Origin of the sequence: Paenibacillus sp. FSL L8-0436 (assembly GCF_038593025.1) — a bacterium.
GTDB lineage: Bacteria > Bacillota > Bacilli > Paenibacillales > Paenibacillaceae > Paenibacillus_AQ.
In genome coordinates this window covers 111,192-127,525 of sequence record NZ_CP151955.1, presented here as the reverse complement: position 1 = coordinate 127,525, position 16,334 = coordinate 111,192, and the positions used below count along the sequence as shown (strand labels likewise).

Sequence of the window (16,334 nt, the reverse complement as noted above, 5' to 3'; positions counted from 1 at the left end):
CCTATTCAATTTTTGTATGAGTTCGGGCAAAATATGAGTCTATTAAATTGCTCATTAGGATAGGATTACCCAAATTGGAAGGAGATATGCAGTTTAGAGGCAAATATTACTCCTCCCAATTCCTCGGGCAACCTCAATTTCTATTCGTTCTCGCGCCAGACCTCGGCACCCAAATTGCGCAGATTACTAACAAGATTATCATATCCGCGGTCAATATATTCCACACCCGTGACCTCGGTAATGCCTTCCTGAACAGTCAGTCCGGCAATGACCAGCGCCGCACCCGCGCGCAAATCGGCAGCCTTTACTTTAGCAGCGTTAAGCTTGCCGCCTTCAATAATGGCTGATCGCCCTTCTACGCGGATCTTTGCGCCCATCCGCACGAGTTCCGGCACATGCTTAAACCGGTTGCTGTAGACAAAATCGCTAAGGACGCTAACTCCCTCAGCCTGGGTCAATATACTTGTCATCGGGGATTGAAGATCGGTGGCAAAACCGGGGTATACCAAAGCCTTAACATCGACATGCTCATATCGGGCTCTGCCGATCACACGAATGCTTTCGTCCAGTTCTTCAATTTCTACGCCCATCTCCAGAAGTTTGGCGGTCAATGCCTCCAAATGTTTGGGGATAACGTTATCTATTAACACGTTGCCGCGCGTTGCTGCAGCAGCAATCATATATGTCCCAGCTTGAATCCGGTCGGGAATGATGGAATGACGGCAGCCATGCATCTCCGTAACGCCTTCGATCCGGATGGTTTCGGTACCGGCGCCTTTAATAACTGCGCCCATAGAGTTTAATAGGGTAGCTACATCTATAATCTCAGGCTCTTTAGCCGCATTTTCAATAATTGTAGAGCCTTTGGCCCGTGAAGCCGCAAGCATAATGTTAATGGTCGCTCCAACGCTGGATACATCCAGATAAATTTTCGCACCGCGCAGTTCCTTAGCATAAAGATGAATCGAACCATGATCATTGGTCACGGTCGCTCCCAGCGCCTCAAAACCTTTAATGTGCTGGTCAATTGGGCGGGGTTCAAAATTACAGCCGCCGGGAAGACCAATTGTCGCTTCTTTGAATCTTCCAAGAAGCGCTCCCATCATATAATATGAAGCCCGCAATTTCTTAACGGGGCCGTTAGGCATTGGAATGGAGACGATACGGGAGGGATCAATTCTCATCTGGTTACCTGACCACGACACAGTCGCACCAAGCTCTTCCAGAATTTCAGAGTAAACAGCCACATCACTAAGGGAGGGCAAATTATCCAGAACAACTTCAGATTCGGCTAAAATCGCCGCAGGAATAAGCGCAATTGCGCTATTCTTCGCTCCGCTGATGGTTACAACGCCCTCTAGCGGACGTCCACCGCCAATCATTAATTTTTCCATAGATTTATCTGGTTCCCCCTACGTGTATTGCAACTTATCCGGCAATACCTGCTGTGGCATTTTTGGTGAATAAAATGGAAAGACACCGGCTAAGCGGTGTGCTTTCCATATCAAACTATTCAACTGGACAGCGTTAAATAACCTGTCCCGGTGCATAAAGATATTAATCTGTGCAGATGCACAAAGGAAAGAGCACTCTTAACAAGGGTAGCTCGTCCGCTAAGGGCGGAAATAAATTACGCTTTGTTGCTGGATCCGAACTCGCGGATTTTGCCAATAACGGTTTGTTTGATGGCATCGCGGCCTGGTGCGATAAATGTACGTGGATCGTAAGCATCAGGTTTAGCAGCAAGAACTTCGCGAACTACTTTAGCAAATGCGATTTGGTTCTCAGTGTTTACGTTGATTTTGGAAGTACCCAGGGAGATCGATTTCTTGATATCGTGCTCAGGGATACCTGTACCACCGTGCAGAACCAGTGGAAGTTTAACCGCGTTGCGGATTTCTTCCATTTCTTTGAATCCGAGATTAGGCTCGCCATGGTAAGGACCGTGTACGGAACCAAGTGCCGGAGCCAAAGTGTCGATGCCGGTTTCTTTAACGATGCTTACGCATTCGTTCAGGTCAGCATACTGAATGCCGCCGATAACGTCATCTTCTTGTCCGCCAACTGTACCTACTTCGGCTTCTACCGAAACACCTTTAGCGTGTGCATAGTCAACGACTTTTTTAGTCATTTCAATGTTTTCGCTGATTGGGTGGTGGGAACCGTCGATCATTACGGAAGTAAATCCGGCATCAATGGCTTCCTTACATTTGTCAAAGCTAGAACCGTGATCCAGGTGAATCGCTACAGGAACGGTGATTTTCATGTCATGAACAAGACCTTCAACCATCTTTACAACAGTGTAGAATCCGCCCATGTGACGAGCTGCGCCTTCGGATACACCAAGGATAACCGGTGATTTCTCTTCTTCTGCGGCACCAAGAATCGCTTGAGTCCACTCCAGGTTGTTGATGTTGAACTGGCCTACTGCATATTTTCCTTCAAGTGCTTTGTTTAACATGTCTGTCATAGATACTAATGGCATGGTTTCAATCCTCCTAAGAATGTTGGTTGCTTATATATAAGCCGACATCACATACAGGCTTATTATAGCACATCCTGTGTTAAATACTAAATAGGGCACACAAAAAAATGTCCCGGTGGGACGATATTCATCCAGCCCATATCCCAGCGGAACTCATCCTTTTTAGATTGTCCATTTCAGGAGCATCCCAAACCGCCTATTCCACACTAGCACTAGCTGCACTGGTCTATCGACTTGCTGTTAAGATGCATGTTCACAGCTACCCGCATCTCATCAATGTCAAAAGGTTTGGTAAAGTGCATCAGTGCTCCGAGTTTCGTCGCTTCTTTAATCATATCCAGCTCTCCGTAGGCAGTCATCATAATCACCTTGATGGCCGGATTGATTTCCTTCAAATGCTTCAGGATTTCGAGTCCGTCCATTCCCGGAATCTTCATATCAAGCAGAACCAAGTCTGGGGATTCACTACGAACAATGTCCAGTGCCAATTTTCCGTTAGCTGCTTGAAAAGTGGTATACCCTTCGCTATTAAACACTTCCATGAGAAGAATCCGGATTCCGTTCTGATCATCGACAATTAATACTTTCTTCTTTTCCATATCATACCCTCCCAGATTTAAGGCAGATTGACTATACCGCGCTCCGCACAGCTAACGGCCCACTACAACTTAGTCTATACGAAACCTATAATTCGTGCTTAACAGCCAAAATCCTGCTAATTGGATAAAATGGGTAAATACAATCCATATAATGGTTAAATATTGACTACCCGGGAATGGTAAATTCAAAACTATAAAAATTAATTCTCAACAGCATTAAAGGTATACAAACCCTTATAACCGAAAAAAAACGGCTTTGCCGTCCTTAACGAAGGACGACATCCGTTTTTGCAGAAATGAAGGAAAAGGTATAGCGCACAACCTATACTGTCCTATAGGATAATTTATAGCGTGAAACATATAAATTCTTATATTTTGAAGAAAGCCTCCAGATGGAGGCTTTCAAAGACCCGTGAGGGCCGGTTTGACATATGAATTACAGCTGTTCGGAATGAGTCAGCGAAGCTTTGACAAATTCACGGAAGAGCGGTTGCGGACGGTTCGGACGGGAAGTGAATTCCGGATGGAATTGTACCGACAGGAACCAAGGATGACCCGGAAGCTCCACAATTTCCACCAGACGTCCATCAGGTGAAGTCCCGGAGATCACGAGACCCGCTTTTTCAATATCGTCGCGGTAGGCGTTATTGAACTCATACCGATGACGGTGGCGTTCATAGACCAGTTCATCATCATAGCAGGACATAGCCAGTGAATCCGGCAAAAGCTTGCAAGGATACAGTCCAAGACGCATGGTGCCGCCCATATCTTCGATATCCTTCTGCTCAGGGAGCAGATCAATCAGCGGATGCGATGTAGTCGGATCAATCTCCGAACTGTTCGCCCCTGCCAGTCCCAACACGGAACGGCCGTATTCGATAACGGAAACCTGCATTCCCAGGCAAATCCCGAAGAATGGGATCAATTGCTTACGGGCATAACGGATTGCGGAGATTTTACCTTCAATCCCCCGGTCGCCGAAGCCGCCTGGCACCAGAATGCCGCCTACTCCGCCAAGCAGTTCGTCCACATTCTCGTCGGTCACCATCTCGGCGTCCACCCAGCGGAGCTTCACTTCCGCATTGGCTGCGAAACCTGCATGCGAAAGCGACTCCACCACACTCAGATATGCATCATGCAAAGCAACGTACTTGCCGACAATAGCGATCTCCACGGTGTGTTCCAGCTTCTGGATCCGCTCCAGCATGCTTTCCCATTCACGCATATCCGGCGCAGGTGTAGTCAGCTTCAAATGGTTAACCACAATCTCATCCAGACCTTCATCACGCAGGTTAAGCGGAACCTCGTACAGCGTGGAAGCATCGCGGCACTCAACTACTGCATTGGCATCGATGTCACAGAACAAGGCAATTTTGGCCTTCATGTCTTCAGAAAGCGGATATTCCGTACGGCATACGATCACATTCGGCTGAATCCCAATGCTGCGCAGCTCCTTGACACTATGTTGTGTCGGCTTTGTCTTTACTTCACCCGCAGCCTTAATATAAGGAATCAAGGTTACGTGGATATACATTACATTTTCCCGGCCGATATCACCCTTAATCTGACGGATAGCTTCCAGGAACGGAAGGCTCTCAATGTCGCCTACAGTACCGCCGATCTCGGTAATAACTACATCAGAACCAGTCTCGCGGCCGGCGCGGTATACCCGTTCCTTGATTTCATTCGTGATGTGAGGAATAACCTGAACCGTGCCGCCCAAATATTCCCCGCGCCGTTCTTTGCTGATTACGGAGGAATAAATTTTACCTGTCGTCACATTGCTGTTCTTTGACAGATTGATATCAATAAACCGTTCGTAGTGTCCAAGATCCAGGTCAGTCTCCGCACCATCATCGGTGACAAATACTTCCCCGTGCTGATAAGGACTCATAGTTCCAGGGTCTACATTGATATAAGGATCAAATTTCTGGATCGTCACCTTCAGACCTCTGTTCTTGAGCAGCCTGCCCAGCGAAGCAGCGGTGATGCCCTTGCCCAGGGAAGACACAACGCCACCCGTTACAAAAATATACTTTGTCACTGTAAAACCCTCCTAAATAAAGTCCAGAAATTCAGGCGACGCATTTGTTTATCGTAACCCTTTTTTCCATCATCAAAACGGGGAACTTAAAAGTTACTTCTGCCATCCAAAAAAACCTGGGATGCGTTCATCCAATCACGGAAAAACCATCTAAAAAAACAAAAAAGTGACACCCGTAGAGCCGGGGCACTTTTTATTTTAGAAAATAATATTAACGTTCATTATAAGCCCATGCAATAGTTTACTCTGACGGTCCTACCCATGTCAAGGGAGGAATTCTGCCCTAGTGCACTATTCTAAAATTTGTCGTTCTCGTCCTCGTCGGCATCTTCGCCTTCGCCGTCTTCGGAGTCATCTTCATCCACTTCGTCTTCGTCAATGTCATCTTCATCAATGACAACATCCTCGTCAACTTCTTCTTCACTGTCGTCGTCTGAATAGAGGTCGTCGCGATCTTCGTCGATAACGTCGAAGTCCTCTTCCTCAGCAGCATAGTTCTCTTCTTCTTCGGCAAAATCATCATCTTCCAAATCGTCGTCTTCATCGTTGATGATACGAACGCGTTTGGTGTTGCCGACAGGATCATCGGAGCGTTCCAGAGGGTACCAGCGTTTCAGCCCCCACAGGTTGGTTCCGACACAGGCAAAACGCCCGTCAATGTTAATCTCGGTATATAACTGGGCAATAGTATCTTGGCTTTCTTGCTCGGTCATACCGCGCAGCTTGGCTACTTCAACCATCAGGTCACGGTAATAAAAAGGTGTGTTGGCTGCTTTAAGCACCAGGAAAGCCAGGTCCACCATCGGTATTTCTTTAACTTTCTCAGGGTCCAGCTTTAAATTGAGTGGCGTACTCACTAAAGGACACTTCCTCTCACGCATTGTTCACTTTACAAATCATGCTTAATTTATCATATCCATTAACAAACCTAAGTAAAACCTATTTGCCAGCAAATTGCAAGTCAATTGCGGTGAGAGGCCGGAAGATTCGCTTTGCGGTCCTGGTATGGAGATTTGTTTCTGGCGTTCCGGAAGGTTTGAAGCGCTTTCGGATGTTTCAGCCGCTGCTTGCACCGGCATGAACAAAGCAGTTCGATCTGATCATATGTACCCGGCTGTCCCAACGCCAGGAAATCTGTGATAAACCTTCTTTTTTTGAAAGACACACACAGCCGGTTCTGTACAAAAGATATGAAGAAAGTATAGTGCCAAGCTTATACTCCTTATTTGCTAAAAAAGGCGGAGGAAATTCCTCCGCGCATGACTGTATCCACGCCAAGGATCGGCTCCTTACGGGATGTTGCAAAGAGAGGTTTAGATCTCTTCCGTTTATTTTATGTGAAGCGCCGCCTTTTGACACGATGGGCAGCCCATTTCGCTAAAAAAGGGCAAGTTCCCATTCGGACGTCCGCCTTCTTTCATACAATATGGCAGCACGGCACCGAGGAGGGGACGGCGTATAACTTATGGACTATTACGGATTTTGGCAGATGCTGCTTGATGAGATATCGGCTGCCCCCAAAAGTACTACTGAGCGGCGTATTGTTACCTTTAACGATGCCCGCCAGTATGCCGGAGCGCTGTCACAGTGGAAGGCGCTGAAGAAAAAGCGGCCCGGGCTGCGGCAGGTTCAGGTTTCCCCGCTGATTCGGGCCTTCTTTCTGCCTGCTGCGGGTGCAGAAAGACTGATGGATAAATTCTCCGATTTGCTGCGTATTGAAGATGACCTGCGGATACAGGTCCACTCCGTGTCCCCGGACAAGAGCGGAACCGCCGTCATGCCATGGGGGGTGAAGGCGATACATGCTCCCCAGGCCTGGTCCAAATCAACCGGAGTGCATGTGAAAATAGGCGTCATTGACACGGGAGCCGATTACCGCCATCCCGATTTGAAGCATTCCCTGGCCTCCGGTGTGAATCTGCTGCACCGCGGCATGCTGCCGCTCGATGATAACGGGCATGGCACTCATATTGCCGGTACACTGGCCGCAGCGGGCGGCACGCGCGGAATGATGGGCGTAGCCCCGCGGGCACTGGTGTATCCGGTCAAAGCCTTTGACCACAGCGGCTCGGCCTATGTGTCGGATATTGTCCTTGGGATCGACTGGTGTGTACAGAACAAGATCGACATTATCAATATGAGCTTCGGGATGAAAACAAGAAGCAAAGCACTTCATGATGTGGTGATCAAGGCCTATCGGGCCGGGATCGCCATCATCGCCTCCTCCGGCAATGACGGCAAACGGGGCGGGGACTACCCCGCCCGCTACCCCGAGACGATCGCCGTCGGCGCCCTTGACAGAAGGCACCGCGTAGCGGCCTTCAGCAACCGCGGTCCGTACATCGATGTGTACGGACCAGGCGAAAGCGTGCCCTCCTGCTGGCTGAGGGAGGGCTACAAAGAGATGAGCGGCACCTCCATGGCGACCTCGCATGTCACCGGTGCCGCTGCACTGCTGCTCGCGCTGCGGCCGTCGCTTACGCCGCGCGAGCTGAAGCTGTTGCTGCGCCGCACGGCTTCGCCGGTGCGGCTGCGCAAGGGCCAGCGCCGCGCTTCCCTGGGCGGCGGCGCGGCCGATGCCCTGCGCCTGCTGCGGGCGGGCGCACGGGCTAAGCCCGTTGCCGCCGCCGCGAAGGCGTAGGCAACGGGCGGCAAATGCCGCCGCTGCGCTCTGCGGCGGCGCGCAGCAGCAGGCCCCTCCGGCACGGGGCCTGCAACCAGCCCGGACCGGGGGCCGCCCAGATTGCGGGCGGTCACCGGTCCGGTGTTATTCAAGGCAGGACCCGGCAGTATCGGTACTGCCTCACGCAAAAAGCTCCGCCTTCCTATCACCGGAAGGCGGAGCTTTTAAGTTTGCTGGCGCAAGCTGCAGCTACATGCGGTCAGGCGCAGTGACACCCACAAGGCGCAGCACGTTGGCAATCGTCGTACGCGCAGCGCCCAGCAGGGCGAGACGGGCCACGGTCTGTGCGGCATCCTCGGTGATCACGCGCTCGGCTTTGTAATAGCTGTGGAACAGCGCAGCCAGATCGTAGACATAGCGGATCAGGCGGTGCGGTGCATAACCTTCGGCAGCAATGGCAATCTCCGCCGGTAATTCGCCGATTTTGCGGAGCAGATCATATTCATGAGCTGCCGTCAGCTTCGTATAATCGATATCGGCGTAATCCGGCAATGTGATGCCCTGCTCTTCCGCCTGGCGGAAAATGCTGCAGATCCGCGCATGCGCGTATTGGACGTAGAATACAGGATTTTCATTGGACGTGGAAATTGCCAGGTCCATATCGAAGTCCAGATGCGAATCCATGCTGCGCATCGTGAAGAAATAACGGATCGCGTCGAGGCCGACTTCTTCCATCAAGTCTTCCATCGTAACCGCTTTGCCGGTACGTTTCGACATTTTGACCTTTTCGCCGTTCTGGAACAGACTGACCATTTGGGCAATCAGCACCACAAGCTTCTCCGAATCGTTGCCAAGGGCCGACATCGCCGCCTTCATCCGCGGAATGTAGCCGTGATGGTCAGCGCCCCAGATATTGATCATTTTATCGTAGCCGCGGCTATATTTATCGCTGTGGTAAGCAATATCAGGCGTGAGATAGGTATAGGTTCCATCGTTCTTGATCAGTACGCGGTCCTTGTCGTCGCCGTATTTGGTCGTCTGCAGCCAGGTTGCCCCGTCCAGCTCATATACCTCTCCGCGGTCGCGCAGCTCATCGAGTGAACGCAGGACCTGTCCATTCTCATACAGCGAGGTTTCGCTGAACCAGATGTCGAAGTTGACGCGGAAGCGGCCGAGGTCGCGTTTGATTTTGTCCAGCTCCTTGGTCAGGCCGTAAGTGCGGAAGAAAGCGGCACGGTCCCCCGGAGTCATCGCAAGCAGGGAATCCCCCTTCTCAGCCACAAGCTCTTTGGCAAATCCCTTGATGTCTTCGCCATGATAGCCGTCCTCCGGCATTTCGGCCGGCTGGCCCAGTTCCTGCAGGTAGCGGGTCTCAATCGACTTGCACAGATTGGCCACCTGGTTGCCGGCGTCGTTGATATAGTACTCACGGGTTACTTTGTAGCCGGCATAATCCAGCACGTTGCAGAGCGCGTCGCCGACAGCAGCACCGCGGGCATGCCCCAGGTGCAGGCTGCCGGTAGGATTCGCGCTGACGAATTCCACTTCAACCTTCTGCCCTTGGCCAACATCTATGCGGCCGTAGTTGTCACCCTGCTCGTGGGCAAGAGCGATTACCGGATAAAGGTAGCTCTTGGACAAAGTAAAGTTGATGAATCCCGGTCCGGCAATTTCTGCTTTTTCAATAGAAGCACGGCCTGTGTCCAGGTGCTCAATAATCGCCTCAGCGATCTGGCGCGGATTGCGCTTCGCAATCTTGGTAAGCTGCATCGCGGCGTTGGTTGCCAGATCGCCATGCGCTTTGTCCTTCGGCACTTCCAGCACGATAGCGGGAAGCTCTTCTCTGGTCACCAGGCCTGCGGCAACAACTGCATCGGCGATGGCTTCTTTCACCCGTTCATTGGCAAGCTGAAGCGGATTTGAACTTTGTGTCATGATTGTGGTTCCTCCTGTATATGCAAACTGATCGCGAACTGTCCTGATAACTCCTCGTAAACGTACAGATCATATTCCCATGAAACCGTCAGCGACCGCCCGTTCCGGACCATATCCAGCTTCCGCGTTTCTGTAGAGAGATTGAACTGTGTGTAAGGGGAACGGTAGAATCCCGGCAGGCGGCGCCCCGGCGCAAAAGACTGCTCGGACTGGATTCCGCCGTGACGGATCAGCTTCAGCTCGCTGTCTGAAATCTTTATGGTGGTGCGGACGGAAACAGCCTCGCCCTGCGGGCCCTGACTGGACTCTTCATAACGGATATATAGCTGCGGCCCTCTGGCAGTAACTTCTCCGGCTGCTTTTACAACATTTCGCTGCCCGTCCCGCAGGCTTTCCAGTGTCACAGAAACACCGTATTTGTCGGACTGTACTTCAGCCATCACGTGTTCCTCGCTTATTCTTTCTTATATTTAATCAAAGTCATATTCGCTTTCCCATTGTACACTATATCCAGTTCAAGAGAGCAATTCAATGGCTAATTCGCCATGAAGAATAATTAAAGCGGACGCAATTCAAGCTTATCCTGGGCACGCAGAACTTCCACCATGGATAGCCAGGCCTCAGGCTTATCCTCCAGCACAGCATAATAGCGGGTCAGGAAATCGGCAACCAAAGATGCATCCAGCCGGTCCTGCTCCTCATCTGCGGGCATGAAACAAAGATCCAGTCCGGTTACCGCTTCCCCGTTGCCCATCCATGAGGGATGTACATAAGGAAAATCAAGACGTTTATAGCCTAAGTGCGACAGCACCTCCCGGCGTACAAACGGATCCATTGGCTTAACGCCTCCAAACTCATGATGCCTGGCCCGGTAAGGATCGTAGATTTCTGCGAACATACCATACAGCATTTTGCCGCTATCCGCAGCAAGCTTGTTCAGGTCTTTCAGCCGGTTCCGGGCCAGAAAACGCCCGATCCCCAGACCCTCCCGGCCAATGATGGTGAAGTCGGTCATTGCCACATTCCAGTCCGGATAATAACGGTATTCCGTTGTGCCCACCACAGCTCCATCATGGACGGCGGCAAATACGCGAATCCCGGGCTCTTCAAGCGGCGCTTTCCACAAGCTGTACTCCAGCACTTCCTCCGGCGGGAACACCTCTGCCAGCAATTGATGCACTTGTCTGAACAACGGGTCCCCAATATCGGTGATTCTTATATATTCCATATTCCATTTCCTCCTCCATCCGGTTATGAATTCACTACGACTTCATACACGTGAAACAAAGGGGTTGCGCCATTCCATCAGTGCAGCGAAATTGCCCGATTCTTCATCATCCAGATAATCGGCTACGACCCCGACCGGCGTCCGCCCGCAGCGCAGCAGGAAGGTAATCACAGGATCAGTTAGTGTGCCGGCGACCACTTCGGCCAGATACTTCTCCGCCGGCATCCGGGAAGCCTGCAGATGATAGCCGGGCATTCTTCCCGCTCCCAGTAGCCGCTCCAGCTTCTGCTCCACCACAACGTGATACAGCGACTGCACCAGTTCCTTGCCGAGACCCAGCTTGCGGTATTTGGGACGTACGCATAAATCGGCGATATACAGCGTATTTCCATCCGGCTGATGCGTGGTAATATAACCGTCTGCTGTAACCTCCGACCACGTATGATGAAGCCCTTCACCCTCCGGCTCAAAATTGATTTTCAGCCCTGTCACTGAGCCAGCCAGTTCCCCGTTCACTTCCACAGCGAGCGCGCCTTCCGGAAAAAGCGTCACATGATTCAGCAGCTGCGCCCTGTTCCACCATAATTCAGCAGGATAAGGCGGCGGAAATGCTTCGGACTGAATGGTGATCAGCTCGGCAAAATCGTCTTCGGTATACTGGCGGATAACCGCAGGCACCGGGATTTTTCCGTCAAAAGCATAAAAGGTTTTGTAGTACATACCGTGCTCCACTCCTTACTTCCAATCTGTGTAGAGATCTGTCCTGCGGTCCCGCCACGTCGTTACAGAACCTTTCTCGCGCACACTGTACAGCAGCTCCAGATCCAGATCGGCGGTAATGATCATATCGTCATTAATTTCACCTTCGGCAAGCAGACCTTGCGGCGGAAAAGGAATATCATTCGGCGTAATGACCGCTGCCTGGCCGAAATTGGCGCGCATCAGGTCGACAGTCGGCAAGGAGCCTACGGTCCCTGTCAGCACCACATAGATCTGATTCTCAATCGCGCGGGCGTGGCTCGTATATCTTACCCGGTGGAATCCATGGCGGTCATCCGTACAGGATGGACAGAAAATCACGTCTGCACCTTTGGCTCTGGCCATGCGCACAATTTCCGGAAATTCAATGTCATAGCAGGTCAGCATAGCGATGGTGCCTTTATCGGTCTGGAATACCTCCAGCCCTTCTCCCGCCCCCATATTCCAGCCTTCGACTTCCGCAGGTGTAATGTGCAGCTTGGCCTGCTCGGCAATTCTTCCGTCCGGATAAAAGAGATGCGCCACATTGTACAGCTTGCCATTTCTGCGCAGTACGTGGGTTCCGCCAATAATATGTACACCGTACTTCCGGGCATAACCAGAGAACATTTCCCGGTAGCGGCCGGTAAACTGCGGCAGGTCGTTAATTCCCAGGGCCTTACCCTGTTCATCACCTATGGACATTAGCTGCGTCGTCAAAAATTCGGGAAACAGGATGAAGTCGGCGCTATACTCCTCCGCTGTCTTTAGGTAGTGCTCGCATTGAGCGGAAAACTCCTCAAATGAAGAGATCGTATGCAGATGGTATTGCACAGCAGATACGCGAAAAGCCATATTGGAAGTCCTCCTAATGGTTATTCAAGATTGTTTGGATAAGCAACCCTTTCACACGCCGGGCGCCTTCCTTAGAAAGTACATAAAATTTTACCATACCGGCGAAAAAAACACACTTTCCCGGGGTAGTAACTAGATGTCCGCAATGCAAAAAGCGGCCCCAGAGGAGCCGCCATCCGTGCAGGACCATGCGGTCCCCTGCCGGATAATTATTCTGTTCCTTTAAAAGTCAATTTCAGCTTCCAGGTGGTACCGCCGTCTTCCGTAGCGTACAGGGAGGAACTATTGACGCCTTTCATGGCCATCCAGCCCGCTTTGCTGCCGGTAAAGGATATCATTCCGTCAACTCCAGGAATGGCCGGCTGATTTGACCACTGCTTGCCGCTGTTATAGGTCCTGCCAACGGCTACCTTCTCTCCCGCCGGAGAGAAGCCGAACAGAAAAGCGGTGCTGTTGCCGATCAGCTGCATGTTGCCCGGTTTGCCGGAAGCAGGTCCAGTCTTGAGCGGCTCGGCGCCGCTGCCCGGCGCAGGTCCGCCCCCAGCCGAATCCTCGGCAATTACTCTGCGCCAGCTGTTGCCCTTATTACCGCTGGCATACAGTGAATAAGAGGTCTGCGACATACCGCTCCCCCCGTATAGCAAGACGTATACTTGATCACCCTTCGCATAGATTCGTCCTGATTCAGGATAGTCAAAAGCGGACTTCAGGCTAAGCTTCCAAGTGGAGCCGCCATCCGTAGTCTTCATGATCCGGTAGCCGGAACCCGGTGCAGTTACAACTGCCCAACCGTTACTGCGGCTGCTGAACTCTGCACCGCTCGTGTTGGCCGGTGTTGAGATCTTGCTCCAGCTAAGGCCGCCGTCCGCAGTGTAGTAGGTAGAAGTCCGGTTGTACCCAAAGCCGTGCATCCTGTCTGTAAAATCGATTCGCTCAAAAGTTACCGCCTTGTCCGAAAGTCTCTTCCAGGTAGAGCCTCCGTCAGAGGTTGTAATCAGATAGACCGCTGATCCATCTTGAACTGATGCCAGCGCCCAACCTTTGACGTTGTCCGGGAAATCCATTTGGCGGAAGTTCCATTGTCCCTTGTAGATCTCCTGAAAGTGACAGCCGCCATCCGACGTACCGATCATAAAGCCGTTTCCTGCCGCCCGGCCTGTATCTGCGCTCAGAAACTGGAGATCGTTAAAGCTGGGCGGTGCGCTTTGGGTGCTGCTCAGTTTCGCCTGCAGTTCCTGCAATAACCCGTGATCGCCGCTGCCGCAGGCAGGTGCCGGTGCTGACGCTGCCTGCGCCGGTGAAGCGGATGCTCCCCAGCCGGAAACCGCCAAAAGGCCCGCCGAGAGGAGCGTTAAAGCCGTGTGGTGTATTTTATGGGTCCAATTCATGAGAACACCTCCTGTAAGATATATACCCATTTCAGTAAACACTACTCTGTTATACTCCCCCGCCGCTGCTCGATCCACCAGAGAAAATCACAAAAAGAAGACAATTTGGTCACCGTTCTTCAAACGGCCCCCTCTTGTCTCTTTTGAGGCAAAGTACAGGTCTTCTGAATATCTGATCCCATCCTTCCCCATAATGAAAATTAATGAGGAAAAAAGAATACAGCTGTCGCTTCCTATAATTTAGATATTTATAAAGAAGGAGCCTGATGCCATGCCGCGCGATTCTGATAAACCCAAGGCAAAGAAACACCGCTTCCGCGGGCTGTTCCGGCTGCTGGCCGTCATGACCGTACTGTTGCTGCTCGCTTCCGGGGCATTGATCGGCTATCTATATCAGAAAGACCTTCCTCCGATCGGAGATGATATCCGCTCCAAGCTGCTCGATTCCCGGGGCAATGTGCTGGCCACCTTCACCAACGATGGGCGCAGCCGGGACCCTGTAAAGCTGGAAGAGATTTCTCCGCTGCTCATACAGGCAACACTGGCCGTGGAGGACCGTAAGTTCTACGACCACTCCGGCTTTGATCTAAAAGGTATGGCCCGGGCTGTACTCGTCAATCTGGAGGCGGGCAAACGCACGCAGGGGGCCAGCACCCTGACCCAGCAGCTTGCGCGCAATCTTTACCTGACCCATGAGAAGACCTGGACCCGTAAGGCGAAGGAAGCTTTATATACGATGCAGCTTGAGATGAAGTTTAGTAAAGACGAAATCCTGAACATGTATTTAAATGAAATCTATTACGGACATGGAGCCTACGGCATTGAAGCGGCTGCACGAATGTATTTCGGCAAAGCTGCGGCGGATTTGGATCTGGCCGAGAGCGCCATGCTTGCCGGGATTCCCAAAGGCCCGACCTACTATTCGCCGTATACGCATATGGAGAATGCCAAGAAGCGGCAGGGCATCATTTTGTCCGCGATGGCCAATTTAGGCGATATTACCGATGCGGAAGCCCAGACGGCAGCCCGGGAAGGCTTGAAATTCAAACCTCAGGGTCAGAAGGACACCACTGTAGCCGCACCTTATTTTCGCGATTATGTGCGCAGTCTTGTCATCGACACCCTCCATATCAGCAGCGATGAGCTGGACCAGGGCGGGCTGAAAGTCTATACCACCCTTGATTCCGATATGCAGCAGGCGGCAGAGGATGCTGTCGATAAAGGAATGGACGGCAGCAGTGAGCTGGAGACCGCCCTTGTCTCCATCGACCCCCGCACCGGTTATATCAAAGCGATGGTCGGAGGCACAAATTACCGCACCAACCCGTTCAACCATGCCTTGGCCACAACGCGCCAGCCGGGATCTTCCTTTAAGCCAATTATGTATTTGACCGCACTCTCGTCCAAGACGATGACCGGACTGTCTGTCTTTAACAGCCAGCCGACGCTGTTCCATTACGACAATAACCGCAAAACCTATCAGCCCCGTAACTTTGGCGACAAATATCTTGGAGAGATCAATATGCGTCAGGCAATTGCTGCCTCTGACAACATTTATGCCGTGAATACCATTATGAAGGTAGGGGCGGATAAAGTCGCCGAAATGGCCGCTAATATGGGTATCGATAGCCCGCTGCAAAGCGTGCCCTCACTAGCGCTCGGCACCTCGCCGGTCAGTCCGCTGGAGATGGCCTCAGCCTTCGCGGTGATTGGCGGCGGAGGGGTTAAGCTGCCTGTGACGGCTATCCTCAAGATTACCGACTCCAAAGGCAATCTGCTCTATGAGGCTCCGCAGGGCCAGGGGCAAAAGGTTGTTGAGCCGGCAGCTGCCTATGTGCTGACCCGTCTGATGGAAGGTGTATTTGAGAGCGGCGGAACGGGAAATCGTGTTGCCTCCGTTATCAAACGTCCCGTGGCCGGCAAGACCGGCACCACTGATACCGACGGCTGGATGGTCGGCTTCACCCCCGAGCTGTCTACCGCAGTCTGGGTGGGCTATGATAAAGGACGTGAAATCGCCACGTCTGACGGAAGGCGGGCTGCGCCAATTTTTGCGGAGTTCACGGAAAAAGCGCTGGCAAACGTCCCGCCAAAAACTTTTCCGATTCCCGACGGCGTAGTCAGCGTGTACATTAACCCGCAATCCGGCAAGCTGGCCACAGCCGCCTGCCCCGAGAAGGAGCTGGAAACCTTCATCAGCGGTACAGAACCTACAGAATATTGTGACCAGCATGGTGCAGGCGAAGACACCGCTCCATCCGGCGGATCAAAGGACAACGCAGTGCCTGCCAAGGATGAACATTCCTTGTGGAGCGACATTAAACGCTGGTGGATGAACTGATCCTTGTTGCAGCCATTGCCCCGTCTGCGCTACGATGGGACCAATGAACGGCAGAAGCACAGGCTTTAAGCCCTGCTTCGCCAGGGAGAGGTGCCAAC

Annotated in this window: 13 protein-coding genes; 2 read left to right on the top strand and 11 right to left on the bottom strand. The window is 51.9% G+C overall.

From position 1 onward, the window contains the following. Positions 1–140: 140 nt before the first annotated feature. The 5 genes from NSS79_RS00600 to rpoE form a co-directional block, all read right to left on the bottom strand. Entirely contained in the window at positions 141–1,394 is a 1,254-nt protein-coding gene (locus NSS79_RS00600) for a UDP-N-acetylglucosamine 1-carboxyvinyltransferase (RefSeq protein ID WP_038584569.1), read from the bottom strand. A 236-nt stretch (positions 1,395–1,630) separates the two neighbouring features. Further along, positions 1,631–2,485, bottom strand: coding sequence for a class II fructose-1,6-bisphosphate aldolase (gene fba, locus NSS79_RS00595; protein WP_038584566.1), 855 nt, complete (start codon positions 2,483–2,485; stop codon positions 1,631–1,633). A gap of 212 nt (positions 2,486–2,697) precedes the next feature. Beyond that, the gene (locus tag NSS79_RS00590; RefSeq protein ID WP_038584563.1) at positions 2,698–3,084 is read right to left on the bottom strand and encodes a response regulator; all 387 of its coding nucleotides are present in this window, start codon (positions 3,082–3,084) and stop codon (positions 2,698–2,700) included. A 436-nt stretch (positions 3,085–3,520) separates the two neighbouring features. Further along, a complete protein-coding gene (locus tag NSS79_RS00585; RefSeq protein WP_342437893.1) occupies positions 3,521–5,128 on the bottom strand; it encodes a CTP synthase in 1,608 nt (535 codons plus the stop codon). A gap of 296 nt (positions 5,129–5,424) precedes the next feature. Beyond that, positions 5,425–5,985: a DNA-directed RNA polymerase subunit delta gene (gene rpoE / locus NSS79_RS00580; RefSeq protein WP_342437892.1), complete on the bottom strand. Its 561-nt coding sequence runs from the start codon at positions 5,983–5,985 to the stop codon at positions 5,425–5,427. A 608-nt stretch (positions 5,986–6,593) separates the two neighbouring features. Between rpoE and NSS79_RS00575 the strand changes: the two genes are divergently transcribed. Continuing rightward, positions 6,594–7,769, top strand: coding sequence for a S8 family peptidase (locus tag NSS79_RS00575; RefSeq protein WP_342437891.1), 1,176 nt, complete (start codon positions 6,594–6,596; stop codon positions 7,767–7,769). Positions 7,770–8,000: 231 nt separating this feature from the next. Here the strand turns inward: NSS79_RS00575 and argS are convergent, their stop codons facing one another. The 6 genes from argS to NSS79_RS00545 all read right to left on the bottom strand — a co-directional run bounded on the left by argS (position 8,001) and on the right by NSS79_RS00545 (position 13,895). Continuing rightward, complete coding sequence (argS, locus tag NSS79_RS00570; RefSeq protein WP_076114094.1) at positions 8,001–9,686, bottom strand: arginine--tRNA ligase; 1,686 nt, start codon at positions 9,684–9,686, stop codon at positions 8,001–8,003. Further along, positions 9,683–10,126: a DUF1934 domain-containing protein gene (locus tag NSS79_RS00565; protein ID WP_342437890.1), complete on the bottom strand. Its 444-nt coding sequence runs from the start codon at positions 10,124–10,126 to the stop codon at positions 9,683–9,685. Before NSS79_RS00565 ends, argS begins: the two co-directional genes overlap by 4 nt. A 116-nt stretch (positions 10,127–10,242) precedes the next feature. Next, positions 10,243–10,914 carry a GNAT family acetyltransferase gene (locus NSS79_RS00560; protein ID WP_076114092.1) on the bottom strand — a complete coding sequence of 224 codons (672 nt, stop codon included), beginning with the start codon at positions 10,912–10,914 and terminating at the stop codon, positions 10,243–10,245. Positions 10,915–10,956: 42 nt separating this feature from the next. Continuing rightward, on the bottom strand, positions 10,957–11,634 hold the full coding sequence (locus tag NSS79_RS00555) for a GNAT family N-acetyltransferase (RefSeq protein WP_342437889.1): 678 nt from the start codon (positions 11,632–11,634) through the stop codon (positions 10,957–10,959). Positions 11,635–11,649: 15 nt separating this feature from the next. Then, positions 11,650–12,507, bottom strand: coding sequence for a carbon-nitrogen hydrolase family protein (locus NSS79_RS00550; RefSeq protein ID WP_076114090.1), 858 nt, complete (start codon positions 12,505–12,507; stop codon positions 11,650–11,652). Positions 12,508–12,716: 209 nt separating this feature from the next. Then, positions 12,717–13,895 carry a hypothetical protein gene (locus NSS79_RS00545; protein ID WP_342437888.1) on the bottom strand — a complete coding sequence of 393 codons (1,179 nt, stop codon included), beginning with the start codon at positions 13,893–13,895 and terminating at the stop codon, positions 12,717–12,719. A 271-nt stretch (positions 13,896–14,166) separates the two neighbouring features. Between NSS79_RS00545 and NSS79_RS00540 the strand changes: the two genes are divergently transcribed. Continuing rightward, positions 14,167–16,236, top strand: a complete 2,070-nt coding sequence (locus tag NSS79_RS00540; protein ID WP_340895631.1) for a PBP1A family penicillin-binding protein — start codon at positions 14,167–14,169, stop codon at positions 16,234–16,236. The last annotated feature ends 98 nt before the right edge of the window (positions 16,237–16,334 follow it).